A 26,352-nucleotide genomic window follows, 5' to 3' on the forward strand; every position below is an offset into this window, starting at 1 on the left:
GAAGCGCCTCGCACGGCGGCGACGGGCGTCAGCCCTCATCCGCGCGAGCAGATCGCCGACCGGCCTCGAAAGATCGTCCATTCGATGAAGATTTGCTTCGTAGTTGATAAGTTCCCCTCTTTGTCGGAGACCTTCGTCCTTGACCAGATAGAAGGGTGCCTCGAGCGCGGCATGCAAGTCGGCGTCGTCTGCAACGAGACGTCCTTCGGCAAGGACAGCAACATCGACGATCGCCGCTGGCAGGCTCTCCCTGGCAAGGTCGTCTGCTGGTGGGGCGGGCTGGGGCGCTTTCGCCCGACGCTCAGGAAATGGTCGGGCAGGTTCTGGGATAAGCTCTCGACCGCCGTCGACATCGCTTTTGCGCGCAAATTGCAGAACGCCGATGTGATCGTCGCGCATTTCGGCAATAACGGCATGCGCGTCGCCCGCGCCATGAAACGAGGCCGGATTTCCGCTCCTTTGGTGACCATATTCCACGGCCGCGATGTCGGCGAACCGCTGCATGACAACACACTCACGCGCTACAAGGTTGTCTTCGACAAGGGTGTTCTCCAGCTCCCGGTGAACGCGTTTTTCCGCGACGCCCTGATCGGCGTCGGCGCACCCCCGGCGCAAGTCATGGTTCACCATATGGGCGTGCGGCCCGGTGAGATCGGCTACCATTGGCGTTCCTGGGAACGGGACACACTGTCCTTCATCTCGGTCTGCCGGCTGACCGAAAAGAAGGGCATCGAATTCGCCCTTCGGGCGCTCGCCAGCCTGCCGCGGCGCGACTGGGTCTATTCGGTGATTGGCGGCGGCGAATTGCTGCAAGAGTTGAAGAACCTCGCCGCAAATCTCGGCATTGCCGACCGGGTGACTTTCCTCGGGCCGCGTCCGCACGCCGAGGTCAAGCAGCGCCTGCGCGATGCCCACGTATTCCTGTTGCCGAGCGTTACCGCGCGAGACGGCGATCTCGAGGGTATTCCGGTGGCGTTGATGGAGGCTATGGCCGCCGGGCTGATCGTCGTCAGCACCTATCACTCGGGCATTCCCGAACTGATCGAAGATCAGGAGACGGGCTTCCTCGCACCGGAGCGAGACGTTGCGGCGTTGGCCCGCAAGCTTGTCTGGGTGGCCGAAAACCCGGACAAATGCGAGCGCATCGCACGTGCGGCGCGCCGTAAGATCGAGCAGGATTTCAACGCGGACGTGCTCAACGAACGTTTTGCGCAGATCGTTGCCCAGCTGGCCGAAGCCGGGCGCCCGGCATGAACGCCAACCCGCCCCCCCAGTTCGGTCGTGTCGCCCTGCGCGGCGGCGTGGTGACGATCGGCGCGCAAGGCTTCAAGATGGCGATCCAGTTTCTCTCCGTCATCGTGCTTGCGCGTCTGCTCGTGCCCGAGGATTTCGGCCTGGTGGCTTCTGTCGGGCCGATCGTGGCCTTTGTCGGACTGCTTCAAAACCTTGGCCTGCAGCAGGCTGTGGTCCAGCGCAAGGATATCAGCACGGAGCAGCTCAACCAGGTATTCTGGATCAGTGCGTTGGTCGGGCTGGGCAGTGCCGTGATGGTGGCATGCCTGGCGCCCGCCATCGCCGCCTTCTACGGCGATCAACGCATGGTCGGGATCACCATCGGCTCTGCCTTGCCGCTGCTGCTTGGCAGCCTCGCCGCGGTGCCGCTGGCGCTGATGAACCGTCACTTGCGCTTTGGCCAGCTCGCGCTGAACGACATGATAACCGCTGCTGCCGGACTTGCGACTACAGCAGCCGCGGCCTATGCGGGGCTGGGCTACTGGTCGCTGGTCATCGGCCCGGCGGTATCGGCTGTTGTCGCGCTGGCCGCGGCATGGCAGGTGGCGCGCTGGACGCCGTCGCGGCCGGACCTGAAGGTCGATACCGACATATTGTCCTTCGGCGCCAATCTGACCGGCTTCAATCTGGCCAACTTCTTCTCGCGCAATCTCGACAACATCCTGATCGGAAAATATTCGGGCGCGATCGAGCTCGGCTATTATGACCGCGCCTATAAGCTCCTGCTGTTCCCGCTGCAGAACATCAACCAGCCGCTGACACGCGTGATGGTGCCGCTGCTGAGCCGCATCCATGAGGACAAGGCGCGGTTTCGCGACATCTATGTGCGAACCAACTGGATGCTGGCGGCCGTCACCATGCCCGGCATCGCGGCGCTGACGCTAACGTCGGACCAGGTCGTCGGGCTTCTCTTCGGCGAGCGCTGGGCGGCGGTGGCGCCGATTTTCGCCTGGCTGGGCATCGCCAGCCTGATCCAGTCCGTCTCGAGCACCACGGGATGGATCTTCATCTGCCAGGGCAAGACCAAGACCATGTTCCACTGGGGCATCTACTCGTCGCTGACGACGGTCGCCGCCTTCATCATCGGATTGCACTGGGGGGCCGTCGGTGTCGCGGCGGCCTATGCAATCAGCGGCTATGTGCTGCGCGTCCCGGTGCTTGCCGTCCTGGTCCACCGGGTCGGCCCGGTGACCGCAGCCGACTTCCTGATCATGCAGGGGCTTTTCATCGTATCGTCGCTGCTTGCCTGGTCCGTGTACCGCGAGTTGCCGGCATCGCTGACCGGCCAATCAGACCTGCTCGCGGTGGTCCTGGCGGTTGCCCTCAACTATTCGATCGGCCTGATCCTCATGCTTGCCCTTCGCCAGTCGCGCAGCGCCCTGTTCACCACGCTTTCCAGCGCCATGCGCAACGCCCGCTAGGCGAGCGATCACCGGCCTCAAAAGCTCACCTGCCGACATCGCCGACGCATGCTCCTCAAGCACTGCCTGAAGGCTCGTCCTGCGATAGAGGTCGAGATTGGCGGTAAGTCTGCCGAGCTTCTCGCTCGCTTCCTCGGGCGTCACCGTATCGATGTCGAGCAGCAGGTCGGCGACGCCGATCCGCTTGGCAAGCTCCTTGGTCTTGAATTCATAGGCGATCGGCAGCACCGGCGTGCCGACGCAGAGCGACATGATCATCATATGCATGCGTGTTGCGACGACAAAGTCGAAGCCTTTCACCAGGGCCATCAATTGCTCCGGCGTGTGGAACGAAGCGTCCACGCTGACATGCTTGGCGATCTCCGGATCGAGTTCGGCAACGATCGCCCTCGCCGTCTTGGAATCGTCATGGGCGTATTCCGGCACGCCCTGGCAGGTGGAGACGAAGGTGACCTCCTTGGCGTGGTCCCTGACCAGGATAGTCGCGATCTCGCGGATCGAGTCGATGTAGCGGCGCATGCCGCCCTCGCCGTCGCTGACATAGTTCCAGTGACGGACGGAAATGGCGACGCGGCCGGTGACGGTCGCCGACTGGCCGGAGGCCAGAATTTTTCCGATCCTGTCAGTGTCGGCCAGGGCAAAGACGGCGTCGGCCACGACGTGGCATTTGCCGGGGTTTTTCACCATGTCCACAATGTGGCCCCGCGAACGTTCGTCGCGCAGCAGGATGAGCGGGCTCCGGTCGAAGATCGGGCTCAACTCCTGGCGATTGTAACTTTTGTTGAACGGGCCGAGCGATTGTGTGAAGAAGACTGGGTCCTTGCCCAGAATCGCGTCGATCCTGAATTGATTGAGGCGCCGCTCCAGATTGTAGGTCTCGACGAGATAGGTTCCGCCTGTCGTGACCACGAGATCGGCGTCTTTGTAGATCTCGAGACCACGGCGATTGCTTGAGCTGAACAAACGCCCAACAACGCCGCGGATGCCGAACCGCCGCAGGGCATTGAGGACGAGCCGATTGTAGATCGGCTTGAACAGGTTCTTCAGCCCGCTGCCGTATTTGTAGCGGAACAGCGATTCCGACAGCAGCTTGTGGAATTCGAGGTCCGGATAGTCCTTCTTCGTGTAGAGCCTCGCCGCCACCTCCGGCTGGCTGTCGAAGACGTAGAACTGGATATCGTCCTGCACGATCGTCTTGAAAACATGGCGAATCGCCAGGAGAATCGCTGCATCCCCGGTATTCAGGCAGACGGTGTTTTCAACCGCGATCTTCATGGAATGACCTCATTTCGTGAGTAGTCCCGTGCTTCCATCGACGGGCGCGAAGGGGCGAATTGCAGGCGGGTTGGCCGAAAATGCTGCACGCCAAGGATGGTCCTCGCGTCGTGATTATTGGCGCGCAGTCCGATGGCAGGCCAGCGCGCGGTCCATGCGGCCCAAGCAGAGCGAGATTAACCCATCGATTTTGCAGTGCAACAAAAAACGTGGATCTTTGCTACGCTGCAACCAAAAATGTTGCGATGCAGCAAGAGGTGTACTAGCATCGTCGCGGGCGGGCCAACAGCGGTCGAGTTTTCATGCTGCATGTCTTGTACTTGGTACACGACGTCTCCGACCCGGCAGTGCGCCGGCGGATCATAATGCTCAAGGCAGGCGGCGCACAGGTTACGCTGGCGGGCTTTCGTCGTACGGCAAGCGCAGTTGCTGATGTCGAGGGCTTGCAGCCGATCGATCTCGGCCCGACTCGTGATGGCCGATTCGCCCAACGTCTGGCCGCGATCATGAAGGCGGTGGTCTCGACCGGCTCGAAGCTGGGCTCAATGCCACGGCCCGATCTCATTATCGCGCGCAATCTGGAAATGCTGGCGCTTGCCCGCCGCGCCAGGTCGGCTTTCCAGGCAACAGTGCCGATCGTCTACGAGTGCCTGGACATCCATCGCCTGCTGCTTCGCGACGATTCGCTGGGCTGGGCGATGCGCGGTGCGGAACGCTTCCTAGCCAGGGATGTGAAGCTTCTGGTGACCAGCTCTCCGGCCTTCATCGCTAACTATTTCAAGCCGTTCGGACAGGTTGCCGCTCCGGTCGAACTGCTCGAAAACAAGCATTTCGAGCCGGCCGCAGCTTCGCTGGATGACCGCATTACGGCGGAGAATCCCGTTGCGCCGCCGTGGCGGATCGGCTGGTTCGGTGCGCTCCGCTGCCGTCGCTCCCTGGAGCTTCTGGCCGAATTTTCGCGCCGCCTCGACGGCCGCTTTGAAATCGTCCTCAGAGGCCGGCCGGCGCTGTCCGAATTTCCCGATTTCCATGGTTTTGTTCAATCGGAACCCTGGCTGTCGTTTGGCGGGCCCTACCGCAATCCCGAGGACATGGCGGCGATCTACCACGAGGTTCACTTTTCCTGGGCCATCGACTTTTTTGAGCAGGGCCTGAATTCCGAATGGCTGCTGCCGAACCGGCTCTATGAAGGCTGCCGCTTCGGAGCTGTGCCGATTTCGATGGGAACCACCGAAACCGGCCGGTTCCTCGACCGGCAAGGCATCGGGGTTCTATTGTCAGAAGCCACCCCCGAGGCGCTCGAAGCCGCCGTCGGCACGATGGAGCAGCATCGGTTCGAGACATTGAGGGCGCGTGTTCTTGCCCGCAATCCGCGCACCTGGAGCCACGACCGCGCCGATTGCCGGGCGTTTGTCGAAAAGCTCCGCGGGCTGACTGCGGCTCCCGGTCCATATGCTGCCGAAGCATTGGCATAGAAGGACTGCCGATGACGCAAACCGACATTCCATCCTGCATGATCGTGGTTCCGTGCCTGAACGAAGCGGCCCATATCGGCGCATTGCTTCGAGAGCTTCGCCCTGCGGCCGAGAGGCTGGGCGCCGTGATCATCGTTGCCGATGGCGGCAGTACCGACGGCACCAGGACGATCGTCGCGGATATCGCCGCAAAAGATCAGCGGGTTACCCTGCTGCACAATGAAAAGCGCTTGCAGAGCGCGGCGATCAATCTCGCCGTCGCCAGATTCGGGGAAGGCGTCGACTATCTCATTCGCATCGATGCGCACGGCGGCTATCCCGCGGATTATTGCGACCGGCTGATCGAAGAAGCGCAGACCACCGGCGCGGATTCGGTCGTCGTCTCGATGCTGACCAGTGGCAGCGGCATGGTTCAGAAAGCAGCGGCAGCGGCGCAGAATTCCAGGCTCGGCACCGGCGGCTCCAAGCACCGGCACCTTTCGGCGGGGGAGTGGGTCGATCATGGCCACCATGCGCTGATGCGGATATCGGCCTTCACCGCGGTCGGCGGCTATGACGAGACGTTCAGCCACAATGAGGATGCCGAACTCGACTATCGGCTCCGCCAGGCCGGCTACCGCATCTGGATGACCGGCAAGACGCAGATGGTCTACTACCCGCGCTCCTCGCTGAAGGGCCTCTATTTTCAGTATCTCGGCTATGGCCGTGGTCGGGCGAAGAACGTTCTCAAGCACCGCATGATCCCGAAGATCCGGCAAATGGTGCCGCTTCTGGTGTTCCCCGTGGTTCTTCTCGCCGCCTTTTCCTTCGTCCACTGGCTGGCGGCCGTGCCGCTTTTGCTATGGGCGTCGGTCTGCCTCGGCTACGGCTTTTGGACCGCCGTTAGCCGGCGCAAACCCGACATTGCGCTTGCCGGGGTCTCGGCAATGGTTATGCATTTCGGCTGGTCGGTCGGTTTCTGGCTGCAACTGCTCGCACCGCGACCGCAGCGCGAGGTAGCGTGATGGACCCGGTCAGGAAAAATCGAAGCATCGATATCTGCATCTGCACATTTCGCCGGCCGGAGCTTGCCGACACGCTTCGCTCCATAGCGGCCATGGATATGCCCGTGGGATTCGACGTCGGTGTCATCATTGCGGACAACGACGATACGCCGACGGCCGAAACGCTGGTCGCCAGGCTGTCGGGGGAGTTGAAGCTGCCGGTAACCTACCGCCACGCTCCGGCCCGCAACATCTCGATCGCGCGCAACGCTTGCCTCGATGCAAGTGCGATGGATTTCGTCGCCTTTATCGACGACGACGAGACGGCCACCGCCGGCTGGCTTGCCGAACTGGTGGCGACGGCGGAAGCAACTGGTGCTGCGGCCGTTCTCGGGCCGGTGCGGGCCCGTTACCGGCCGGATGCGCCCGACTGGATGCGCGAGGGCGATTTCCACTCGACCCTGCCGGTCTGGGTCCGCGGCGAGATCCGCACCGGCTATACCTGCAACGTCCTGCTCAGGATTGGGGCTGAGAGCCTGCGCGGCCGGCGCTTCAGCCTGGCACGTGGCCAGACCGGCGGCGAAGATACGGAATTCTTCGACCAGACGGTCAAGGCCGGCGGCCGCATCGCCTTTTCGCCGGAGGCTTGGGTCGACGAAGCGGTGCCACCTGCCAGGGCGGCATTCGACTGGCTCGGCCGCCGCCGGTTCCGCGTCGGGCAGACGCACGGTCATCTTCTGGGGCGCAATGTACACGGCCTTGCCCGGCTCAAGCAGGTCGGCATTGCCGCGGCAAAGGCCGCCTACAGTTTCCTGTCGGCAATTCCGGTCGCCATCGACCCCGTGCGCCGGAACCGCAGCCTGCTTCGCGGCATTATGCATGTCGGCGTCGTCAGCGGCCTCGTCGGGGTTCGTGAAATCCGCCAATACGGTCTGTCTTCGCCGCAGCAAGGGGGCAAGCGTGCAGCCTGACGTGAGCTTCGTGATTGCCGCCTACAATGCCGAGGCGACCATCGATCGGGCGATCGCCAGCGCCATTGCCCAGCGCAATGTCAGCGTCGAGGTCATCGTCGTCGACGACGGGTCGGCCGACCGGACGCTCGATCTGGCGAGATCCTACCCCGAAGGCATCGTACGCGTGGTCGCGCTTGAGCAAAACCGTGGCCCCGGCGGCGCCAGGAACGCCGGCCTTGAACTTGCCCGCGGCAGGTGGGTCGCGGTCCTCGATTCCGACGACGCGGTCTATCCCGGGCGAATCTGCACCATGATCGAACGCGCGGAGAAGGCGGGCGCCGAGATCGCGGTCGATAATCTGCAGGTCGTTCGCGAGGATGGCGTTGCCGAAGAGACGATGTTCCCGGCCGACTATCTGGAAGGGCTCGGTGAAATCTCGCTGGCGGATTACATCGCCGGCAATGTGGTCTTCGAATCGAGATTCAATCTCGGCTATCTCAAGCCGATCTTCCAGCGCCGGTTCCTGAACGAAAACGGGCTCCGCTACGATGAAAGCTTGATCATCGGCGAAGACTATATCCTCCTGGCCAATGCTCTGGCCAAAGGCGGCAAATGCGTGGTCGAACCGACGACGGGCTATGTCTACCACATCCGCACCGGCTCCATTTCCCGGGTGCTGGAGCTTCATCACGTCGAGGCGATGCGCAGGGCCGATGCCATCTTCGCGAGAACCCATTCCATGGATGCTGCGGCCGCGGCGGCGTTTGCCAGGCGCGCTCGCAGCCTGCGGCGGGCGGCGTCATTCCTGTCGCTGGTTCAGCACATCAAGGCGCGGTCCCCGCTCAAGGCGATATGGACGGCGCTCAGCGATCCGGCGGCGGTTCGGCATATGAGCATGCCGATCGCCGTCCGGCTGCGAAGGGTAGCGGCACAGTTTGCCGTAGTGGCGGGGAGGTGAAGGGCTGCGGGCGAATGAAGATAGTTTTCGCCGCCTGCGACGGGTTGAAATCGATTAGAAGGAATATGCAATGAAGAAAGTCAGGAAGGCAGTCATACCGGTGGCAGGGCTTGGAACGCGGTTCCTGCCGGCGACCAAATCCATGCCGAAGGAAATGCTGCCGGTGGTCGACAGGCCTGTCGTGCAATATGCGGTGGATGAGGCGTTCGAGGCAGGCATCGAGCACATCGTCTTCGTTACCGGCCGCAACAAGGCGGTGATCGAGGACTATTTCGACCTGCATCCTGAACTGATCGGAACCCTGGAGCAGAGCGGCAAGAAGGCGCAGCTTGAAGCGCTCGAAAGCCTGCTTCCCGTCGCCGGCGCGACGAGTTTCATCCGCCAGCAGTCGCCGCAGGGCCTCGGCCATGCCGTGTGGTGCGCGCGCGAAGTCATCGGCGACGAGCCCTTTGCATTGCTTTTGCCCGACATGGTGTCCTTTGGCGGGCGCGGCTGTCTCGCCGAAGTCGCCGATCTTTATGCACAGACCGGCGCAAACGTCATCGCCGTCGAGCGTTGCGACCCGACCGAGACCAGCAAATACGGCATTGTCGGCCGCGGCGCGGATGTCGGCACTGGCTTCGAGGTGACGGCCATGGTCGAAAAGCCGGCTCCGGCCAACGCCCCGTCGAACTTTTACATCAACGGGCGCTACATCCTGCAGCCCGAGATATTCTCGCTGCTGGGCAGCCAGCAACGCGGCGCCGGCAACGAGATCCAGCTGACCGACGCGATGGTGCGCCTCGCACAGACGCAAGCCTTCTTCGCCCAGCCTTTCGACGGCCGCATGTTCGACTGCGGTTCGAAGGAGGGCTTTATCCAGGCCAATATCGCTTTCGCGCTGGCGCGGGAGGACATGAAGGGCCAGATCTTCGATATGCTGCAGGAATTCGTCCGGTCGCACCAGCGTCGGGAAGAAGCCGCATAATGTCCATTTTTTTGAGGCATTGTGGGTGCGGCTGATGACGCAGGACAGGCCGTTGCGCCGCGCGTAACGCGCACTGTCCGGCGCAAGGTTTGCACCCTATGTCCCGACCTTCGAGGCGGTAGCGCCTGCAAACTAGAATTGGACCGAAGATGAACTATGCCAATTTTCCTGTCGAGAAGAGGACGCCATTGCCGGCTTCGAGTGCGGCAAACGCCGAAGACTTCATCGACATCGAGCGCCTGCTTGGCATGGCCGCGCGGCAGGCGAAAGTGGTTGCCGCCTGTGCCGTCATCGGTCTCTTTCTCGGCGTCCTCTACTTGCAGACGACGCCTCCTACCTATGTGGCGACGAGCAGCGTGCTGATCGACGAAGGATTGAACAAGGTCGTCGACGACATTTCGGCGGCGTCGGTCAGCATGCAGACCGACTCCGCCGTTCTGAGCCAGATCGAAATTCTGCAGTCGGCCAGGCTGGCGGGGGTGGTCGTCGACAAGCTGAAGCTCGATCAGAACGACGCTTTCATGAACCCTCCGACGTCGGCTCTGTCGAAGGTCGCAGGCTTTGTACGCGGTATCATCCAGTCTGTCCGCCCCAAGCGCGCCGCTAGCACGACCGACGTCACTCAGCTTGATGCTGCGACGCGTGACGCGATCACCGCATCGTCGTCGCCCCGCGACTACGCAATCTTCAAACTGCAGAACCAACTCGACGCCGAGCGGATCGGCCGAAGCTTTGTCATCAGCATCTCCTTCCAGGCGACGGATCCGGCGCTTGCGACCGCCATCACCAAGGCCTATGCCGACGCCTATCTCGCCGACCAGCTCGATGCCAGCTTCGACGCGACCGAGCGGGCGGCGGTCTGGCTGCAAGGCCGGCTGACCGAGCTTCGTGAGAGCTCCCAGGCGGCCGCACTGGCGGTCGAAAAGTTCAGGGCCGAACATGGATTGGCCGTCAATGACGGCCAGCTGATCAGCGACAAGCAACTGTCCGATCTCAACACCCAGCTGATCGTCGCGCAGGCCGATACCGCACGTGCCGGCGCCCGCTATCAGCAGTACAAGTCGATCGTCGAAAGCGGCTCGGACAATGCGTTCAAGGACGCTGCGATATCGAACGACCAGCCGAGCAGCTCGGTCATCACGACGCTCAAGAACCGCTATCTCACCGTCGCCAAGCGGCAGCAGGATGTCGAAGCCAATTTCGGCCCGCAACATCCGCAGGCCGTCGCGCTCGCCAAGGAGAAGGCTGACATATCGGCGCAGATTTTCGGCGAGCTGAAGCAGCTCACCGAAAGCTACCGCAACGAATACGAGGTCGCTCTGGCGCGCGAGACCGCGCTCCGCGCAAATGTCGCCTTGGCGGCAGGCAAGAGCTCCATCGACAACCAGTCGCAGGTCAAGCTGCGTGAACTGGAGCAGAAGGCGACGGCGCTCTCGACGCTCTATCAGACATTCCTGAACCGCTATGAGGAGGCTGCACAGCAGCAATCCTTCCCGGTCGGCAAGATCCGGGTCATCTCTGATGCGACGATGCCGCAGTCGGCCGCAACCCCGCGGACGGCCATCGTGCTGGGGCTTTCGCTGGCGCTTGGCATAATGATGGGGGCCGGGGTTGGCGGCCTGAATGAATTCAGGGAACGGTTCTTCAGGACCGGCGAGGATGTGCGCGACCGCGTCGGCCTCAAATTCCTCGGCTACCTGCCGGTCATCGGCAAGGCTGGGAAGGACGCTCAGCGCGACGACGGTCAGCCCGACGTCAAGGCCGCCGAAACCAGGACCGCCAAGTCCTCCAAATCCCAGTCCTCCAAAACATTGTCGGCAGCCGAAAAACGTGCGCGCATGCGGGTAACCGTCGATGCACCGGCGTCAATGTTCTCCGAGACGCTGCGCAACGCCAAGATCGCCTTCGATGTCGTGATGGAAGGCCAGGGCAGCCGGGTCATTGGTGTGATCTCGGTGCTGCCCGGCGAAGGCAAGTCGACGGTTGCCGCCAATCTTGCCGGGCTGCTTGCCGCCAACGGATCGAAAACGCTGCTGATCGACGGTGACCTGCGCAACCCCGGCCTCAGCCGCAGCCTTGGCATGGAGGCCGAGCAAGGCCTGATGGAAGCAGTGGTGAGCGGGCGGACCTGGCAGTCGGTCGGCAAGATCGACCGGCAGACCAAGCTGGCGATCATCCCGGCCGTCCTGCGTGGCCATTTTTCGCACACCAGCGAGCTTCTGTCTTCGGCCGGCATGCGGCGCTTCATTGACAATGCCAAGGAAACTTTCGAATACATCATCGTCGATCTGCCGCCGCTCGGGCCAGTCGTCGACGCCAAGGCCTTCGCCCCGCTTGTCGACGGTTTCGTGCTGGTCGCCGAGTGGGGACGCACGCCGCGGGCAATGGTGCAGTCCGTGCTGAGCTCAGAACCCTATATCGCCAAGAAGATCGTCGGCGCGGTTCTGAACAAGGTCGAATTGAAGAAACTGGCCAAGTATGGCTCGATCGGCGGCTCCGAAAGATTCTTCGACAAATATTCGAGCTACTATCTGGAAAAATCGGAAGCGCGCACAAAGGCGGCCGCCTGAGCGACGGATATCGCGCTCAGGAAAATATCAGCCTGGCGCGTTTGTCGGCGATCCTGACTGCGGTCAGCCGGCCGCTTTGGAAGGCGCCCGTGTCGATGCCAAGCCGGCGTCCCTCGAGCTTCGGAAGCTCGACCGGCGTATGCCCGTGCACCACATAGCGGTCGAGAAGATGCGCGGCTTCGAAGAACTCCGAGCGGATGTTGAGCAGGTCGTCCTCGTCTTGTGCGGCGAGGTCGATGCCCGGCCTGATGCCGGCATGAACGAATACGAATTTCGCCGAACAGACCATGACCGGCAGCGCACGCATGAAACTGACGTGGTCGGCGGGAATGATCTCCCGAATGCGCCCGTCGACCTCCTCGTTTGAACCGTAGAGATCGGCCATGCGGTCCGGGTCGACGCCGTAGGAAAACAGCGTTTGCAGGCCGCCTATCGCCAGCCACGACTCTCTCGAAATGATCCCGTCGAGATAGTTCAGCATCACGACTTCGTGGTTACCGGCAAGGCAGATACGCTGGAAGCCTTGGAGTGGCGGCGCCAGCAGATGATCGAGCACGCGCGCCGACTGCGGGCCACGATCGACGTAGTCGCCAAGCATGATGATGAGCTTGCGCCCCTCGAAAGACGCAGAATCGAGCAGGATGTTCTGCTCCAGGGAGCGAAGCTCCTTATAGCAGCCATGCACGTCGCCGATCGCGTAGACGACTGAGTCCCGGATATCGATCTCGAGCCGCTGGCGCGCCGCGGTCCGGGTGTTTCTCGATCGCTGGAACAAGGTCACGAATGGCGTCCCGTATGGCTGTGAATGCGCCTCGATCTCGAAACAACATGGCGACGCAGCGCGTGGATACCATGTCTGGCACCGGTCGTTCCATACCGGAGCTTCGAACGCAACTCGGCTTCGGCGTTCTTACAGGCCGATCCCGCGGCCCTTCAGCGCGGCGGTGATCTCGTCGAGGATGGCGGGATCGTCGATCGTCGCGGGCATACTCCATTCTTCCTTGTCGGCGATCTTCTGCATGGTGCCGCGCAGGATCTTGCCGGAGCGCGTCTTCGGCAGGCGCTTGATCGTCACTACCGTCTTGAAAGCTGCGACAGGGCCGATCCGTTCGCGCACCAGCGTAACCACCTCGCTCTCGATGATCCCTGCATCGCGGTCGACGCCCGCATTCAGCACGACGAAGCCGAGCGGAACCTGGCCTTTCATCGCATCGGCAATGCCGACGACGGCGCATTCGGCGACGTCGGGATGCGCGGCCAGCACCTCCTCCATGGCGCCGGTCGAGAGCCGGTGGCCGGCGACATTGATGATGTCGTCGGTGCGGGCCATGACATAGAGATAGCGGTCCTCGTCCATCATGCCGGCATCCGCGGTTTTGTAGAAGCCGGGGAACTCCTCGAGATAGGCTTGGCGAAACCGCTCGTCGGCATCCCACAGCGTCGGCAGGCAGCCGGGGGGCAATGGCAATTTCACCACGACATTGCCAAGCGTACCACGCTTGACCTCATGCCCGGCATCGTCGAGCACGCGGATGTCATAGCCGGGCATCGGCACGCCGGGCGAGCCGTATTTGACCGGCAGCAGGCCCAGCCCGGCGGGGTTGATGGTCATCGGCGAGCCGGTCTCGGTTTGCCACCAATGGTCGATCACCGGCACGTTCAATTTCTGCTCCGCCCATTTGATGGTTTCCGGATCGGCGCGCTCGCCGGCGAGGAACAGCGTGCGGAATTTGGACAGGTCGTATTTCGGGACGAATTCGCCCTTCGGGTCCTGTCCCTTGATGGCGCGAAAGGCGGTTGGCGCGGTGAACAGCGCGACGACGCCGTGCTCGGCAATCACCCGCCAATAGGTGCCGGCATCGGGCGTGCCGACCGGCTTGCCCTCGAACAGCACGGTCGTGCAGCCATGCAGCAGCGGGCCGTAGACGATGTAGGAATGGCCGACCACCCAGCCGACATCGGAAGCCGCCCAAAACACTTCGCCCGGCTTGACGCCGAACTCGTTTTCCATCGACCATTTCAGCGCGACCATATGGCCGCCATTGTCGCGCACGATGCCTTTCGGCTGGCCGGTCGTGCCCGACGTGTAGATGATGTAGAGCGGATCGGTGGCAAGCACCGGAACACAGTCGACATTGGCGCCGGCGGCCCGCTCACGCGCCACGGCGTCGGCATAGTCGATATCGTGATTTTCCCTGAACTCGCAGCGCAATTGGTCGCGCTGCAGGATGAGGCAGGCTTCGGGCTTGTGCCGCGACATCTCGATCGCTTTGTCGAGCAGCGGCTTATAGGCGACGACGCGCCCTGGCTCCAGGCCGCAGGAAGCGGAGATGATCAGCTTCGGCTTGGCATCGTCGATGCGGGTGGCGAGCTCATGCGAGGCAAAGCCGCCGAAGACCACCGAATGTACGGCGCCGATCCGCGCACAGGCAAGCATGGCGAAGGCTGCTTCCGGCACCATCGGCATGTAGATGATGACGCGATCGCCTTTTTGGATGCCACGATTCTTGAGCACCGAGGTCAGCGCGACCACCTCGCGCTTCAACTCGGCATAGGTGAATTTCCTGATTGTGCCCGAAATCGCGCTGTCATGGATCAACGCGATCTGGTCGGCACGGCCGCCCGCCACGTGGCGGTCGACGGCATTGAAGCAGGTGTTGCAGGAAGCGCCGTTGAACCACCGGCCATAGACACCGGCATTGGCGTCGAACACGGTCTCGAAGGGCGAGAACCAGTCGATAGCGCCCGCGGCATCGGCCCAGAACTTTTCCGGGTCGCGTTTCCAGCCGTCATAAACCTCGTGGTAGCGTGACGCCATCCAGCTTCCTCCCCAGGAATGTTTGCTGTCCTTGAAATAGCGTATGCTGGTTTGTGTAACCATGTATTTGTGCGTTTCGTTTGCTGTCGTTCTAACTTGGCCGCAAGTGCGGGTCATGGTGGTCTGGGGGCCGGTATCGTTCGAATTTTCGGCATTAGGGGCAGGGCGCGATGAAATTGCGATATGAGCTTGGGTTTGCCGCGGTTGCGACGCTGGCGGTGGTGCTCGCTTCAGCTGCTCAGGCCAGCGATGCGGCGGCACGGCGTATCATCGGCTTTTCGCCCGACGGCAACTATTTCGCCTTCGAGCAGTATGGCACGCTCGACGCTGGTGCTTCGGATTCGGGCTGGTCGGAGATCGACATCATCGACACCCGCACCGATCAGTTTGTCGGCGGCAAGCCGATCCTCATCGTCGACGAGACGGAGGATTCGACGCTGACACTTGCGCAGGCGAGGGCACAGGCCGCGGGGCAGGCGGCGCCCTTGCTGGCCAAATATTACATAGCGCCGCGTGGCGAACGGACTGGCTTCGACAAGTTCACCTTTCCCGAGGACATGGTCGCCTACAACGACATTGCGCGCCTCGAGCAGGTTTCGCAACAATGGCTTTCGCCGACCTATGACGAGCTTGGCATCTCGACCATTCAGCTCGAGCAGATTCTTGCCGATAGCACGGCGGATTGTTCAGCGAGTTTCGACGGGGCACAGCAGGGCGAGATGACCGGCAAGGCGCTCGGCTTTCGCCTGACGCTGCAGGGCCAGGACGGCCATCCGATCAAGGTGTTGCACGAGGACAGGACTGTACCCGGTTCGAGGAATTGCCCGACCTCCTATAGCCTGTCGGAATCCTACACCTTCACCCCAGACGGCAAAGCGGGCGTGGTTGTCGTGCTCGTGCAGCGCTTCAGCCAGGGATTTGAAGGGCGTGACCGCCGTTTTCTCGCCGTGACAGGCCAGGTGCACTGAGGCAACGCGCACGGAAGTAGTCCGCTACCCGAGTTGTTGTCCCTAAAGCGGGAGGGCAGCGAGCATAAGTCCGACCCCGCCGACGATCAGCAAGGCGGCTGCCAGCATCTTTCCATGGCGCTCGAAACCCGTCGGCGCCCGATCCCAATTGTAACGCATGATCGAACTCCCCAAACCCGCAGATTCTTTATCTTACGCAGGGTGAGGAGGGCAACTGTCTGACGGTACGCGGCGTTGCCGATGTCGGTCCTATCACCGACTATTTCTAGGGCATTCTCCGCCGCTACATGCCCCAGCGCAGCGCGGCCGTATGTACCGGTGCATCCCACCAAACAGCCGCCTCGTCGTCGAGCATGCTCAGCGTGATCGAACAGCCGGCCATGTCGAGGGAGGTAACATAGGACCCGACCAGCGACCGGGTTACTGTGACGCCGTGCTTCTCGAAGATTTTGCGGGCGCTGTTGTACATCAGGTAAAGCTCCATCAACGGTGTGCCGCCAAAGCCGTTGACGAAGAGCAGCGCCTGGCCTCTGGCACCGTCGCCCAGGTCACCCAGGATTGCGGTACAGATCTCGTCGGTGATGGCGTCGGCGCTTTTCAATGTGTCGCGCCGCCTTCCGGGCTCGCCATGGATGCCGACCCCGAACTCCATCTCGCCGTCGCCGATATCGAAGGTCGGCTTGCCCGCCGCCGGCACGGTGCAACTGGTCAGCGCCACGCCCATCGAGCGCGTCGCGCCGTTGACGCGCTCGCCGAGCGCCTTCAAGGGCTCCAGTGGCATGCCTTCTTCGGCCGCCGCGCCGACGATTTTCTCGACCACCAGCGTACCGGCGACGCCGCGCCGGCCGGTGGTGTAGGACGAGTTTTCGACCGCGACGTCGTCATTGGTCACGATTTGCATCACGCCTTCCGACATTTCAGCGGCCATGTCGAAATTCATCACGTCGCCCTCGTAGTTCTTGACGATGAACAGGCAGCCGGCGCCCGTATTGACGACTTCGGCCGCCGCCATCACCTGGTCAGGCGTCGGCGAGGTGAATACCTGGCCGGGGCAGGCGGCATCCAGCATGCCGTGCCCGACGAACCCACCATGCAGCGGCTCGTGACCCGAGCCGCCGCCGGAGATCAGCGCCACCTTGCCCGGCTTGAGCAGCTTGCGGCGGATGAATTTGTGTTCCTCGCCAAGCGCCAGGATATCGGCATGCGCTGCAACGAAGCCGTCGAGGCTCTCGGTCAGCACCGTATCGACCGAATTCAGAAATTTCTTCATGGCTGTCCTCCCGAAATAGCCCAGCGTCAGCTGCCCTTGCCGGCGATGCTGGTGATCTTCTGGATGAAATCGTTGACCGCCCGGTCGAGCGCCGCGTTCTGCTTGTCGTCGCCGAAATCGGGAACGATCAGCGAGACATGACGTGTCTTGCGCATGCCTGCGGCCAGCGACATCTTTCCCGGATGCGCCCGATGGTAGGCCTCAAGGAAATGATCGCGTTCGACCGGGCTGAAATGGCAGACGGAGAAGATAGCCGGCAAATGCTTCGACGGGATCGGCGTCGAGTAGGCTGGGCTTGAAATCTGCGTGACGAAGCTGCGGTGTTTTCCAAGCGCGTCGGCGAGGCGCTGGCGCATGCCGGACGGGCGCTGGTCGATCACCTGCGACAGGATCGTCTTGTAGGCGCGGATCGCCTCTTCGGGGCCGGATTGCGACGCCTTGTCAGCCATGCCGGGGCCTAGATCGAAACGTCCGCGATGGCCGCCTTGGCCATCGCGAGTTGGGCGGGAGCGACGGAGAGGTCACGCAGGCCGGTTTCGAGCAGCGCCGGGATCGAGGCGGGGTCGCCGCCGGCATCGCCACACAGGCTGACCGGGATATTATGCCCGCGGCCGAAGGCCGCAACGGAGGCGATCAGCCGGAGCACGGCCGGGTGCCTGACGGAATTCAGATGTGCGACCGACGCATTGTCGCGCGCGGCCGCCATCACGTATTGGGTCAAATCATTCGAACCGATCGAGAAGAAGGCGGCCTTGGCGAATGCCTCCGGTGCGATGGCCACCGACGGCACCTCGACCATGATGCCAAGCGGCGGCATTTTGTGCGCGATGCCGCGCGCCAAAAGGTCAGCCTGCTCCTCCGCGAACAGCGCGGTGGCGTGTTCATACTCTTCCGGAACGGCGATCATCGGGAACATCACCTTCAAATTGCCGTGCATGGCGGCACGTAGCAAGGCGCGGATCTGCACACGAAAGACCTCCGGACGCATCAGCGACAGCCTGATGCCGCGCAGGCCAAGGAACGGATTACCTTCTTCGACGGTGAGGCCCGGCACAGGCTTATCGCCGCCCGCATCGACAGTACGGATCGTCACCGGCCTCTCGCCTGCCCATTCCAGCACTTTGCGGTAGGCGCGATATTGCGTCTCCTCGCCCGGCAGCGTCTTGCCGAACAGGAATTCGGTCCGCATCAGCCCGACACCGTCGCACGCCGCAGCATCGATGCTGTCGACATCGGACGGATCGGCGATATTCACCTGCACGCGGACCGCTATGCCGGTCTTCGTTGCCGCCGGCCTTGTCAGATAGGCTGCCGCTTTGCCGCGATGCGCCGCGAAAGACGACGACGATCGCCGGAATATGGCGATCTCCGCTTTCGAAGGCGCCAACACGATGCCACCATGTTCGGCATCGAGCAGTGCGATTCCGGTAAGGTGAGCCGGCGAAGCACCTGGCCTGGCCAGCCCACGCTCCATGAGCCCAAGCCCCACCACCATGGGCACGCCGCGTGAGCGTGCCAGCATTGCGACATGACTTGCGGCACTTCCTGCCGTAAGTGCTATGCCGCCGCCTGCACTCCAGTCGGTTTCGAGGAAGCGCGTCGGTGCGATATCCTCGCCGTAGAAGATCGCACCCGCCGGCGGCGCAATGTCGCCGCCCCCGGTCAGCGCGCGCAGCACCTGGTCGCGTATATCGCGCATGTCGGCGGCGCGCGCCCGGAAATAGTCCTGCTCGGATGTTTCATAGCCGGCTATCTCGGCGTCGAGCGCTTTTCGCCAAGCCACATCAGCAGCCATGCCCTCGGCAATTCGCGCAAAGGCCGGGCCGGTCAGCGCGTCGTCCTCCAGCATGGCGAGCTGGAATTCGAGGATGGCGGCCGCCTCGCTGTCGCTGCTTTCGATCAATGTCGCGAGCCGGCCCGCGGCAATGGAGATGGCGGCCTCAAGCGCCGCCTTCTCGCCCGCGGCAGTCGCCTTGCGGACATAACGCACAGCAGCCTGGTCCAGATCGAACAGCGGCCCCTCGGCATAGCCGGCCGATGCCGAAATGCCCTGCAGCCTAAGCGATTCGGGCATGGTCCTTGCCTTCGTCGAAATCGCGGCGCACCAGCTCGACCAGTGCTCCGACCGCCTCGCCGGCGCCGTCCCCTTTGGCTCTGATGTGCAGGACAGTGCCTTTCGGCGCTTTCGCAGCCATCACCTTGACGATGCTCTTGGCGTCGAACCATGGCCCGTTGGCGGCGAGCGCAATCTCGACGTCGGCCGAAAACGTCTTGGCAAGCTTGGTGAACTTCACCGAAGGACGCGCATGCAGCCCCACCTCATGGGTGATCAGGACGCTGGCTTCGGCTGCTGCGGACATGCTTGTCAAAATTCCCGTTCGTTCACGACGGCGACAATTCGTGCGCCGTCGCCACCACTTCCCTGAGCGAGGCGCCGCCGGAAGCCTCGGTCGCCGCCATCACCGCGCCTTCGACGATCGGCGCATTGCAGACGACGATCTTCTGGGCGCGTGGTTCGCCGATCATCTCGATCGCCATCTCGCTATTGGTCTCGGCACCTCCGAGATCAACGAGGATCGCGACACCCGCCTCCGACCAGGCCTTGTCGATGGCACCTATGATCGCCTCGACATTGGTTCCCAGCCCGCCATGGCCGTTTCCGCCGCACCATGCAAGCGGCACTTCGTTGCCGACCATCTGCCGCACCATGTCGGCGGTGCCTTCGGCGACCAGCGGCGAATGCGAGACGATGACGATGCCGACATTGCTCATGCGCGCCTCTCGATTGCTTCGGCTACGGCCCGCACCAGAAGCGCGGTCGAGCGTGCGCCGGCATCCATATGACCGATCGAACGGTCGCCAAGGAAGGAGGCGCGCCCACGCAGCGCCTTCATCGGCACAGTCGCGTCGGCTGCGTTGTCGGCGATCTCGGCGATGTCCGCTGCCGCCTTTCCCTGCAGCAGGGCCTCGTGCACCGGCTGCAGCACGTCGAGCATGGTTTTTTGCCCGGCCTGCGACTTGCCTCTGGCGGCCACTGCTTCAATCGCCTTGCCGAAGGCCGCCGCCAGATCGGCGCGATCCGGCGCCGCGGGAATCTCCTTGCCGAGCACCATGAACAGCGTGCCGAACAAGGGACCGGAGGCTCCGCCGACGGTCATCACCAGTTTGGTGCCGATCGCCTTCAGCGCCTCGGGCAACGGCTTTGCCGCAAACACGCCGGCCTCGGCCCGCACGGCCTCGAAGCCGCGTTTCATGTTGAGCCCATGGTCGCCGTCGCCGATGGCCTGGTCGAGCCTGGTCAGCTCTTCGGCATGGGCGGCGATGGTGTTTGCCGCCGCCTCGATCAGCCTGGAAATATCCGCTGCCGCCATATCACCCATGCTCCTGGCCCCTACGCTGCCGGCAGTACGAGAAAATTGCATATCCGGCAATTGAAGCATTCTTTTCCCCAGTCAAGCGGGTTCGAGCAACGCAGCGAGGGCCGTGAAGACCTCGGCGACGGCAAAGGCGCCGGGGTCGACCACGCCGTCGAGCTGGCTGCCAATATAGGCGGACCGCCCGGCCTTGGCCTTGCGCATGGCAGCGGTGGCCTCGGCGCCGCGTCGCGCCGCGACCGCCGCATCCTCCAGACTGCCGCTATCCAGCGCCTTCAAGGCGGGTTCCAAGGCATCGACCATCGTGCGATCGCCCATCCTCGCTCCACCATAGAAGGACATCCGATCGAGGCCGGCGAGAAGCGCCTTGGGAAGCGTTTCGCCAGACTCCAGCGCCTGCCCGGCGGCGGTGAAGAAGATCGACAACAGCACGCCGCTGGAGCCGCCCATGCTGGCACTCAGGATGTCGCCCACGGCGGCCAGCGTGGCGGCAGGGTCGGCGAGCGGCAGCGCCGCAAGGCGGCCAAGCACGCTGCGCGCACCGGCCGCCACAGTCGATCCGGTGTCGCCGTCTCCCGCCTTGGCGTCCAGTCCGTTCAACGCGCCTTCAAGCGAGATCAGCCGTTCGCAGATGGCGACCACCAGCCGCTCGGTGCGTGCGTCCGGGCTGGCTTTCGACGCGTTGCCCCGGCCGGCGGCTTTGGCCATCGGCACGACGCTGGCTTGGCGAACGGCTCTTGCCGGCAGCCAGGCGTGAGGGCCTACCGGCGCCCTCAACGCCGCTTCGCGCGGCGCATCGAGCCGGATCAGCGACAAGGAAAAGCCGTTCATGTTGAGCGCGGTCATAAGCTGCCCGGGTCCGATCGTCAGCGTCACCTTTCGTGCCAGCGGTGATGTCAACACCGCATTGGCGACAAGCAACATTTCCAGCGGTGGCACCGAACCGAGATTGTTGATCAGCAAGGCGTAGTCGCTGGCGGGATCGAGCCGCGCGGCAAGGCGCTCCGACATGATCGCAACCAGCCTTTCGGCACTTTGCACCGCAATCCGCTCAACGCCCGGTTCGCCATGGATGCCGAGGCCGAGTTCAGCGTCGTCGGCGCCAAATCTTTCGTCATGGCTCTGACCGGGGATCGAGCAGGATGACAGCGATATGCCGAGGGAAACGATATCCGCCGCCGCGGCCCGCGCAGCAGCGGCAACCGTCGACAGATCGTTGCCGGCTTCCGACATGTGGCCGGCGATCTTGTGCACGAACAAGGTGCCGGCAACGCCGCGCGGCTGGGCAATATCAGGCAGGGCGATGTCGTCGGCGACGATCACCATCTCGACGCGGAAGCCTTCGGCGCGCGCCTTCTCGGCGGCCAAGCCGAAGTTGAGGCGATCGCCGGTATAGTTCTTGACGATCAGCAGGCACCCGGCGGGACCGGTCACCGCGCGGATGGCCGTCAATACTGCTTCCACGCTCGGCGAAGCAAAGATCTCGCCTGATACCGCCGCCGTGAGCATGCCCATGCCGACGAAGCCGGCATGCGCGGGTTCGTGCCCGGCCCCGCCGCCGGAGATGATGCTGACCTTGCTCTTGTCCCAGTCTGCACGGAGGACGACCTTGATTTCGGGATAGCCGTCGAGGCGGGCGAGATCGCCGGTGCCGGTCGTGCCGAGAAAGCCGTCCAGGGCCTCAGTTACGATCGTATCCCTGCGATTGAAAAAATGCTTCATCGAATTGGTCCACTCCGGTGCCCGAAATTGCCGGTTGAAAGGTGCCAGGAAAACACTCGCGCAGCGCTCACAGCAGCCGTCGCCCATCGGCGCCGAAATACAGCGGCGAGCGATAGCGGATCATGATCCTGTCGCCCTGCGCCAGGTCGGTGTCGGGGTCGGTCAGCGTCACCAGCTTCCTGGTCCCCACCGTCACATGCAGATGGTTCTGGTCGCCGAGATGCTCGACCCAATCGACGACGCCGTCGGCATGGCCGTTCGCCGCCTTCGCGATCGAAAGATGTTCGGTACGCGCACCGATTGTCCTGGTCCCCGCCGGCGCTCCGCCATCCGGCAGCAGTCCGACCGGCAACAAATTGATTGCCGGTTGGCCGAGCCTGGCCGCGACGTGAAGGTTTGCCGGCTCAGAATAGATCGTGCGCGGCGAACCGATCTGCACCAGCACACCGTCGGCGAGGATGCCGATGCGGTCGGCCATGGTCATCGCCTCGATCTGGTCATGGGTGACGTAGAGCATGGTGGCGCCGAGTTCGGCCTGTATGCGCTTCAGCTCGAGCCTGAGATCGGCGCGCAGCTTGGCGTCGAGCGACGACAGCGGCTCGTCCATCAGGTAGATCGACGGCTTGCGCACCAAAGCGCGGCCGATAGCGACGCGCTGCATCTCGCCGCCCGAGAGTTTGGTCGAGCGATTATTCAGCTTGTGGTGGATGCGCACCATCTTGGCCACGTCCTCGACGCGGCGGCGAATCTGATCCTCCGGCATTTTCCTCGCCGGCGAGCGCAGCGGAAAGGCGAGGTTGTCGTAAACCGACAGATGCGGATAGAGCGAATATTGCTGGAACACGAAAGCGGTGTCGCGCTCGGCCGGCGACAGCGTCGTCGTGTCGTGGCCGGCAATATGGATCGAGCCCGCTTCCGGACGCTCCAGCCCGGCGATCAGCCTGAGCGTTGTCGTCTTGCCGGCGCCGGTCGGCCCGAGCAGCACGACGAATTCCCCGTCGGCGATATGCAAATCGAGATTGTCGACGGCGACATGCTCGCCAAAAGCCTTTGTCACGCCTTTGATGTGAACGTCAGCCATGATGCGCTCTCCCCTGGGAGGCCGAGTCATGGATTTCGGTGCGCACCGCACGGCCGGATCCCTTTGCGAACAGCGACAGCCGCGCGCTGTTCAGCGCCAGGCCCACATGATCGCCCGGATTGAGCCGGATTTCGGCCGGCACCCTGGCCTTGATGATGCCGTCTGCCGTCTCCACCGCCACGATCTGGGTGGTGCCGAGATATTCCGTGCCGTAAATAGCTCCGCGCAGCTTCGAAGCGTCGTCGAACCGGATGTGCTCCGGTCGGATGCCAAGCGCCATCTCGGCCGGCGCGACATCCTCGCGCACCTCCGGCACGGCCACCCTCGCGCCCTGCACAACAACTTCCCTGGCGCCCTTTGAAAGGCCGCCGCCGAAGCCGAGGAAATTCATCGGCGGCGAGCCGATGAAGTCGGCGACGAACATCGTCGCCGGCCGATCATAGATCGCGCGCGGGGTGCCGAACTGTTCGATCACGCCGTGGTTCATCACCGCGATCTTGTCGGCCATCGACATCGCTTCCATCTGGTCATGCGTGACATAGACGGTGGTGGCGTGGATGCGGTTGTGCAATTCGCGCAGCTCATGGACCATCAGGTCGCGGAATTCGGTGTCGAGCGTGCCGAGCGGCTCGTCCATCAGGAAACATTTTGGCCGCCGCACGATGGCGCGGCCGAGCGCCACGCGCTGGCGATCGCCGCCGGCTAGCCCGGAGACCGACTTGTTGAGCAGATGGTCGATCCGCAACAGCTTCGCCGTCTCTTCCACCCTGGCCCGAATTTCAGCGCCTGGCATGCCTTGCGCCAGCAGCGGGAAACCGATGTTCTTTCTCACATTCATGTGCGGATAGAGCGCGAACAGCTGGAACACAAAAGCGATGTCGCGCTCGCGGGCACGCCGCATGGTGACGTCCTCGCCGCCAAGCAGGATCTTGCCGCCGGTCGGCAGTTCGAGCCCGGCGATCATACGAAGCGTCGTCGTCTTGCCGCAACCCGACGGCCCCAGCATGACGAAGAATTCGCCGTCCTCGACGACGAAGTTGGAATCCTGCACGGCGACGAAATCGCCGAATGCCTTTCTCAGATGTTCGACCCTGATCTCAGCCATCGTCTACTCCGGAAATTTCGAGACGATGATGAACATCGCCGTGCCGGCCAGCATGGTGACGAACGAATAGGTGTAGAGCGCCAGCGCGAAGGGCTGGAACAGCATCAGGAAGCCGATGGCGATGATCGCCGTGGCGACGTTTTCCATCAGTCCGCGCCTGGCCCAGACGGGCCAGCGCGATTTGCGTTTTACGGTCAGGCTCATTTGCGCACCGCGCCGAAGGTGATGCCGCGCAGCAATTGCTTGCGAAGCAGGATAGTGAAGACCAGGATCGGCACCAGGAAGATCGTCGTGCCGGCCGCGACCGCCGGCCAGTCCTGGCCGCCTTCGCCGATGATGGTCGGGATGAAGGGCGGCGCGGTCTGCGCCGTGCCCGAGGTCAGCAGCGCAGCGAAGGCGTATTCGTTCCAGGCAAAGATCAGACAGAAGATGGCGGTCGCGGCAATGCCCGTGGTCGCCTGCGGCAGCACGGTGCGCCAGAACGCCTGCAGCCTGGTGTAGCCGTCGATCATCGCCGCCTCTTCATATTCGCGCGGGATCTCGTCGATGAAGCCTTTCAGCAGCCAGACTGCCAGCGACACGTTGACCGCCGTGTAGAGCAGGATCATGCCGAGCGCGGTGTCCGACAGTCCGAGCTCCCGATACATCAGGTAGATGGGAATCGCGACCGCGATCGGCGGCATCATGCGCGTCGACAGGATGAAGAACAGAAGGTCGTCGGCGAGCGGCACCTTGAAGCGCGAAAAACCATAGGCCGACAGCGTGCCGAGGAACACCGCGCAAAACGTCGAGCCGAAGGCGATGATCAGCGAATTGACGAAGCGCGGCATGAAGTTCGACGGGCCGGCGATCACCATGTTGCGCTTGCGCACCGTCTCGTCGCAGACCCCCGTCGCCGGTCCCAGGGAGTTGATGTATTCCGGGGTTTGCCGAGTCCGGGTCGAGAACAAGTTGCAGTAGCCCTCGAGGCTCGGCTGGAACAGGATCTTCGGCGGATAGGCGATCGAATCCGGCGGCGTCTTGAAGCTGGTGGCGAAGATCCACAGCAGCGGCACGATCGAGATCAGCGCGTAGGCAACGATGATCGTGCCGGCGACGCGCTTCGACGTGGCCGAGGGTGCGACAACGGAATGGGCTGACGTCAGGCTCATCTCTGCTTCACCTTGTTCAGTGCCTTGACGTAGATGTTGGCCAGGCCGAACACCGCGACGAACAGGATGATGGCGAAGGCCGAGGAATAGCCCGTCCGCCAGCTTTCGAAGGCCTGCCGCTTCAGCGTGATCGAGGCCACTTCGGTGGTCGATCCCGGCCCGCCGCCAGTGAGCAAATTGACCATGTCGAACATCTTGAAGTTCTCGATGCCGCGGAACAGCACCGCCAGCATGATGAAGGGCAGCGCCATCGGCAGCGTGATCGACCAGAACTGCCGCCAGTTGGAGGCGCGGTCGACCTCGGCCGCTTCGTAGATGTATTCGGGGATCGAGCGCAGGCCGGCGAGGCAGATCAGCATCACGTAAGGCGTCCACATCCAAGTGTCGACGATGATGATCGACCATGGCGCCAGCGACACGTTGGAGAGCATGCTGATCTGCGTTGCCGGAATGCCGGTGACGAACGAGACAGCGTAGGCGAACAGCCCGATCTGCGGCTCGTAGAGAAAGCGCCAGAAATTGCCGACCACCGCCGGCGACAGCATCATCGGCACCAGGATGATGGTCGTCCAGAAGGCGTGCCCGCGGAACTTGCGGTCGATCAGCCAGGCCAGCGTAAAGCCGATCAGCGTCTGCAGCAGGATGGTCCAGAACACGAAATGCGCCGTCGTCTGCATGGCGATCCAGATGTCCTGGTCGGCGAGAATGCGCTTGTAGTTCGCGAGCCCAAGGTTCTTCACCACCTCATTGGGACGATTGGCGCGAAAATTGGTGAAGGACAGATAGATCGCCCAGAACAGCGGGAAGATGTTGATGGCTAGAAGCAACAGGATCGTCGGCGAAATGAACAGCCAGGCGAGGCCCTTGTCGCTGATGCCCCGGACCTTGCGGGCCAACGGCTCGGGCGTAGCCCGGGCAACGCTGTCCGCAGTCCGATTGAGCATGGTCAGTCCTGCTTCGGTCACTTG

23 protein-coding genes and 1 pseudogene are annotated in these 26,352 nt (G+C 63.0%); 9 read left to right on the forward strand and 15 right to left on the reverse strand.

The window, feature by feature from the left end:
- Positions 1-84: 84 nt before the first annotated feature.
- Together NKH50_RS09385 and NKH50_RS09390 are read left to right on the forward strand one after the other, a co-directional pair.
- Positions 85-1,254, forward strand: a complete 1,170-nt coding sequence (locus NKH50_RS09385) for a glycosyltransferase (protein ID WP_352506978.1) — start codon at positions 85-87, stop codon at positions 1,252-1,254.
- Positions 1,251-2,714 (forward strand): lipopolysaccharide biosynthesis protein, encoded by a 1,464-nt coding sequence (locus NKH50_RS09390; protein ID WP_352506977.1) that lies wholly within the window; start codon positions 1,251-1,253, stop codon positions 2,712-2,714. Before NKH50_RS09385 ends, NKH50_RS09390 begins: the two co-directional genes overlap by 4 nt.
- 222 nt (positions 2,715-2,936) lie before the next feature.
- On the opposite strand, the pseudogene NKH50_RS09395 reads toward NKH50_RS09390, so the two are convergent.
- Positions 2,937-3,989: pseudogene (locus NKH50_RS09395) on the reverse strand (polysaccharide pyruvyl transferase family protein); the annotation flags it as partial.
- 302 nt (positions 3,990-4,291) lie between these two features.
- Between NKH50_RS09395 and NKH50_RS09400 the strand changes: the two are divergent.
- The 6 genes from NKH50_RS09400 (at position 4,292) to NKH50_RS09425 (ending at position 11,895) form a co-directional block, all read left to right on the forward strand.
- The gene (locus NKH50_RS09400) at positions 4,292-5,464 is read left to right on the forward strand and encodes a glycosyltransferase family protein (protein WP_352506976.1); all 1,173 of its coding nucleotides are present in this window, start codon (positions 4,292-4,294) and stop codon (positions 5,462-5,464) included.
- An 11-nt stretch (positions 5,465-5,475) separates the two neighbouring features.
- Complete coding sequence (locus tag NKH50_RS09405) at positions 5,476-6,468, forward strand: glycosyltransferase family 2 protein (RefSeq protein WP_352822902.1); 993 nt, start codon at positions 5,476-5,478, stop codon at positions 6,466-6,468.
- Positions 6,468-7,418, forward strand: coding sequence for a glycosyltransferase family 2 protein (locus NKH50_RS09410; protein ID WP_352878178.1), 951 nt, complete (start codon positions 6,468-6,470; stop codon positions 7,416-7,418). The genes NKH50_RS09405 and NKH50_RS09410 overlap by 1 nt, the downstream gene beginning before the upstream one ends.
- The gene (locus NKH50_RS09415; protein ID WP_352822898.1) at positions 7,408-8,358 is read left to right on the forward strand and encodes a glycosyltransferase family 2 protein; all 951 of its coding nucleotides are present in this window, start codon (positions 7,408-7,410) and stop codon (positions 8,356-8,358) included. Before NKH50_RS09410 ends, NKH50_RS09415 begins: the two co-directional genes overlap by 11 nt.
- 70 nt (positions 8,359-8,428) lie before the next feature.
- A complete protein-coding gene (locus NKH50_RS09420; RefSeq protein ID WP_352649782.1) occupies positions 8,429-9,325 on the forward strand; it encodes a UTP--glucose-1-phosphate uridylyltransferase in 897 nt (298 codons plus the stop codon).
- A 149-nt stretch (positions 9,326-9,474) separates the two neighbouring features.
- Positions 9,475-11,895 carry a polysaccharide biosynthesis tyrosine autokinase gene (locus NKH50_RS09425; RefSeq protein ID WP_352878180.1) on the forward strand — a complete coding sequence of 807 codons (2,421 nt, stop codon included), beginning with the start codon at positions 9,475-9,477 and terminating at the stop codon, positions 11,893-11,895.
- Positions 11,896-11,911: 16 nt separating this feature from the next.
- Here NKH50_RS09425 and NKH50_RS09430 read toward each other — a convergent pair whose 3' ends face one another.
- Both NKH50_RS09430 and NKH50_RS09435 read right to left on the reverse strand, forming a co-directional pair.
- A complete protein-coding gene (locus NKH50_RS09430; RefSeq protein ID WP_352506973.1) occupies positions 11,912-12,676 on the reverse strand; it encodes a metallophosphoesterase family protein in 765 nt (254 codons plus the stop codon).
- 129 nt (positions 12,677-12,805) lie between these two features.
- Entirely contained in the window at positions 12,806-14,713 is a 1,908-nt protein-coding gene (locus NKH50_RS09435) for a propionyl-CoA synthetase (RefSeq protein WP_352878182.1), read from the reverse strand.
- Positions 14,714-14,883: 170 nt separating this feature from the next.
- Here NKH50_RS09435 and NKH50_RS09440 point away from each other — a divergent pair, with 170 nt between their 5' ends.
- A complete protein-coding gene (locus NKH50_RS09440; protein ID WP_352878184.1) occupies positions 14,884-15,681 on the forward strand; it encodes a DUF2259 domain-containing protein in 798 nt (265 codons plus the stop codon).
- A 283-nt stretch (positions 15,682-15,964) separates the two neighbouring features.
- On the opposite strand, the gene dhaK is transcribed toward NKH50_RS09440, so the two are convergent.
- The 12 genes from dhaK to NKH50_RS09500 all read right to left on the reverse strand — a co-directional run bounded on the left by dhaK (position 15,965) and on the right by NKH50_RS09500 (position 26,328).
- The gene (dhaK, locus tag NKH50_RS09445) at positions 15,965-16,951 is read right to left on the reverse strand and encodes a dihydroxyacetone kinase subunit DhaK (RefSeq protein ID WP_352878186.1); all 987 of its coding nucleotides are present in this window, start codon (positions 16,949-16,951) and stop codon (positions 15,965-15,967) included.
- A gap of 26 nt (positions 16,952-16,977) precedes the next feature.
- Positions 16,978-17,400, reverse strand: coding sequence for a hypothetical protein (locus tag NKH50_RS09450; protein WP_352479842.1), 423 nt, complete (start codon positions 17,398-17,400; stop codon positions 16,978-16,980).
- A gap of 8 nt (positions 17,401-17,408) precedes the next feature.
- The gene (ptsP, locus tag NKH50_RS09455) at positions 17,409-19,025 is read right to left on the reverse strand and encodes a phosphoenolpyruvate--protein phosphotransferase (protein ID WP_352878188.1); all 1,617 of its coding nucleotides are present in this window, start codon (positions 19,023-19,025) and stop codon (positions 17,409-17,411) included.
- Positions 19,009-19,311 (reverse strand): HPr family phosphocarrier protein, encoded by a 303-nt coding sequence (locus NKH50_RS09460; protein WP_352878191.1) that lies wholly within the window; start codon positions 19,309-19,311, stop codon positions 19,009-19,011. Before NKH50_RS09460 ends, ptsP begins: the two co-directional genes overlap by 17 nt.
- A gap of 22 nt (positions 19,312-19,333) precedes the next feature.
- Positions 19,334-19,723, reverse strand: a complete 390-nt coding sequence (dhaM, locus tag NKH50_RS09465) for a dihydroxyacetone kinase phosphoryl donor subunit DhaM (RefSeq protein WP_352506968.1) — start codon at positions 19,721-19,723, stop codon at positions 19,334-19,336.
- Positions 19,720-20,322, reverse strand: a complete 603-nt coding sequence (gene dhaL / locus NKH50_RS09470) for a dihydroxyacetone kinase subunit DhaL (protein WP_352506967.1) — start codon at positions 20,320-20,322, stop codon at positions 19,720-19,722. Before dhaL ends, dhaM begins: the two co-directional genes overlap by 4 nt.
- Before the next feature lie 81 nt (positions 20,323-20,403).
- Entirely contained in the window at positions 20,404-22,047 is a 1,644-nt protein-coding gene (locus NKH50_RS09475; RefSeq protein WP_352506965.1) for a dihydroxyacetone kinase subunit DhaK, read from the reverse strand.
- A gap of 67 nt (positions 22,048-22,114) precedes the next feature.
- Positions 22,115-23,128 (reverse strand): ABC transporter ATP-binding protein, encoded by a 1,014-nt coding sequence (locus NKH50_RS09480; RefSeq protein WP_352506964.1) that lies wholly within the window; start codon positions 23,126-23,128, stop codon positions 22,115-22,117.
- Entirely contained in the window at positions 23,121-24,233 is a 1,113-nt protein-coding gene (locus NKH50_RS09485; RefSeq protein ID WP_352878196.1) for an ABC transporter ATP-binding protein, read from the reverse strand. Before NKH50_RS09485 ends, NKH50_RS09480 begins: the two co-directional genes overlap by 8 nt.
- A 3-nt stretch (positions 24,234-24,236) precedes the next feature.
- Positions 24,237-24,437, reverse strand: coding sequence for a hypothetical protein (locus tag NKH50_RS09490; RefSeq protein WP_352479849.1), 201 nt, complete (start codon positions 24,435-24,437; stop codon positions 24,237-24,239).
- A complete protein-coding gene (locus NKH50_RS09495; RefSeq protein WP_254816115.1) occupies positions 24,434-25,384 on the reverse strand; it encodes a carbohydrate ABC transporter permease in 951 nt (316 codons plus the stop codon). Before NKH50_RS09495 ends, NKH50_RS09490 begins: the two co-directional genes overlap by 4 nt.
- Positions 25,381-26,328 carry a carbohydrate ABC transporter permease gene (locus NKH50_RS09500; RefSeq protein WP_302893612.1) on the reverse strand — a complete coding sequence of 316 codons (948 nt, stop codon included), beginning with the start codon at positions 26,326-26,328 and terminating at the stop codon, positions 25,381-25,383. Before NKH50_RS09500 ends, NKH50_RS09495 begins: the two co-directional genes overlap by 4 nt.
- Positions 26,329-26,352: the final 24 nt, after the last annotated feature.

The organism is Mesorhizobium sp. M1027 (genome assembly GCF_040318745.1).
In the GTDB taxonomy this organism is placed as follows: Bacteria; Pseudomonadota; Alphaproteobacteria; order Rhizobiales; family Rhizobiaceae; genus Mesorhizobium.

Coding starts and splice junctions, on each gene's coding strand:
- dhaL (WP_352506967.1), bottom strand. CDS start 20,322: ATGGCGGCAGCGGATATTTCCAGGCTGATCGAGGCGGCGGCAAACACC.
- NKH50_RS09425 (WP_352878180.1), top strand. CDS start 9,475: ATGAACTATGCCAATTTTCCTGTCGAGAAGAGGACGCCATTGCCGGCT.
- NKH50_RS09435 (WP_352878182.1), bottom strand. CDS start 14,713: ATGGCGTCACGCTACCACGAGGTTTATGACGGCTGGAAACGCGACCCG.
- NKH50_RS09495 (WP_254816115.1), bottom strand. CDS start 25,384: ATGAGCCTGACGTCAGCCCATTCCGTTGTCGCACCCTCGGCCACGTCG.
- NKH50_RS09500 (WP_302893612.1), bottom strand. CDS start 26,328: ATGCTCAATCGGACTGCGGACAGCGTTGCCCGGGCTACGCCCGAGCCG.
- NKH50_RS09405 (WP_352822902.1), top strand. CDS start 5,476: ATGACGCAAACCGACATTCCATCCTGCATGATCGTGGTTCCGTGCCTG.
- NKH50_RS09410 (WP_352878178.1), top strand. CDS start 6,468: ATGGACCCGGTCAGGAAAAATCGAAGCATCGATATCTGCATCTGCACA.
- NKH50_RS09385 (WP_352506978.1), top strand. CDS start 85: ATGAAGATTTGCTTCGTAGTTGATAAGTTCCCCTCTTTGTCGGAGACC.
- NKH50_RS09440 (WP_352878184.1), top strand. CDS start 14,884: ATGAAATTGCGATATGAGCTTGGGTTTGCCGCGGTTGCGACGCTGGCG.
- NKH50_RS09490 (WP_352479849.1), bottom strand. CDS start 24,437: ATGAGCCTGACCGTAAAACGCAAATCGCGCTGGCCCGTCTGGGCCAGG.
- NKH50_RS09485 (WP_352878196.1), bottom strand. CDS start 24,233: ATGGCTGAGATCAGGGTCGAACATCTGAGAAAGGCATTCGGCGATTTC.
- dhaK (WP_352878186.1), bottom strand. CDS start 16,951: ATGAAGAAATTTCTGAATTCGGTCGATACGGTGCTGACCGAGAGCCTC.
- dhaM (WP_352506968.1), bottom strand. CDS start 19,723: ATGAGCAATGTCGGCATCGTCATCGTCTCGCATTCGCCGCTGGTCGCC.
- NKH50_RS09480 (WP_352506964.1), bottom strand. CDS start 23,128: ATGGCTGACGTTCACATCAAAGGCGTGACAAAGGCTTTTGGCGAGCAT.
- NKH50_RS09420 (WP_352649782.1), top strand. CDS start 8,429: ATGAAGAAAGTCAGGAAGGCAGTCATACCGGTGGCAGGGCTTGGAACG.
- NKH50_RS09400 (WP_352506976.1), top strand. CDS start 4,292: ATGCTGCATGTCTTGTACTTGGTACACGACGTCTCCGACCCGGCAGTG.
- NKH50_RS09460 (WP_352878191.1), bottom strand. CDS start 19,311: ATGTCCGCAGCAGCCGAAGCCAGCGTCCTGATCACCCATGAGGTGGGG.
- NKH50_RS09450 (WP_352479842.1), bottom strand. CDS start 17,400: ATGGCTGACAAGGCGTCGCAATCCGGCCCCGAAGAGGCGATCCGCGCC.
- NKH50_RS09390 (WP_352506977.1), top strand. CDS start 1,251: ATGAACGCCAACCCGCCCCCCCAGTTCGGTCGTGTCGCCCTGCGCGGC.
- NKH50_RS09475 (WP_352506965.1), bottom strand. CDS start 22,047: ATGAAGCATTTTTTCAATCGCAGGGATACGATCGTAACTGAGGCCCTG.
- ptsP (WP_352878188.1), bottom strand. CDS start 19,025: ATGCCCGAATCGCTTAGGCTGCAGGGCATTTCGGCATCGGCCGGCTAT.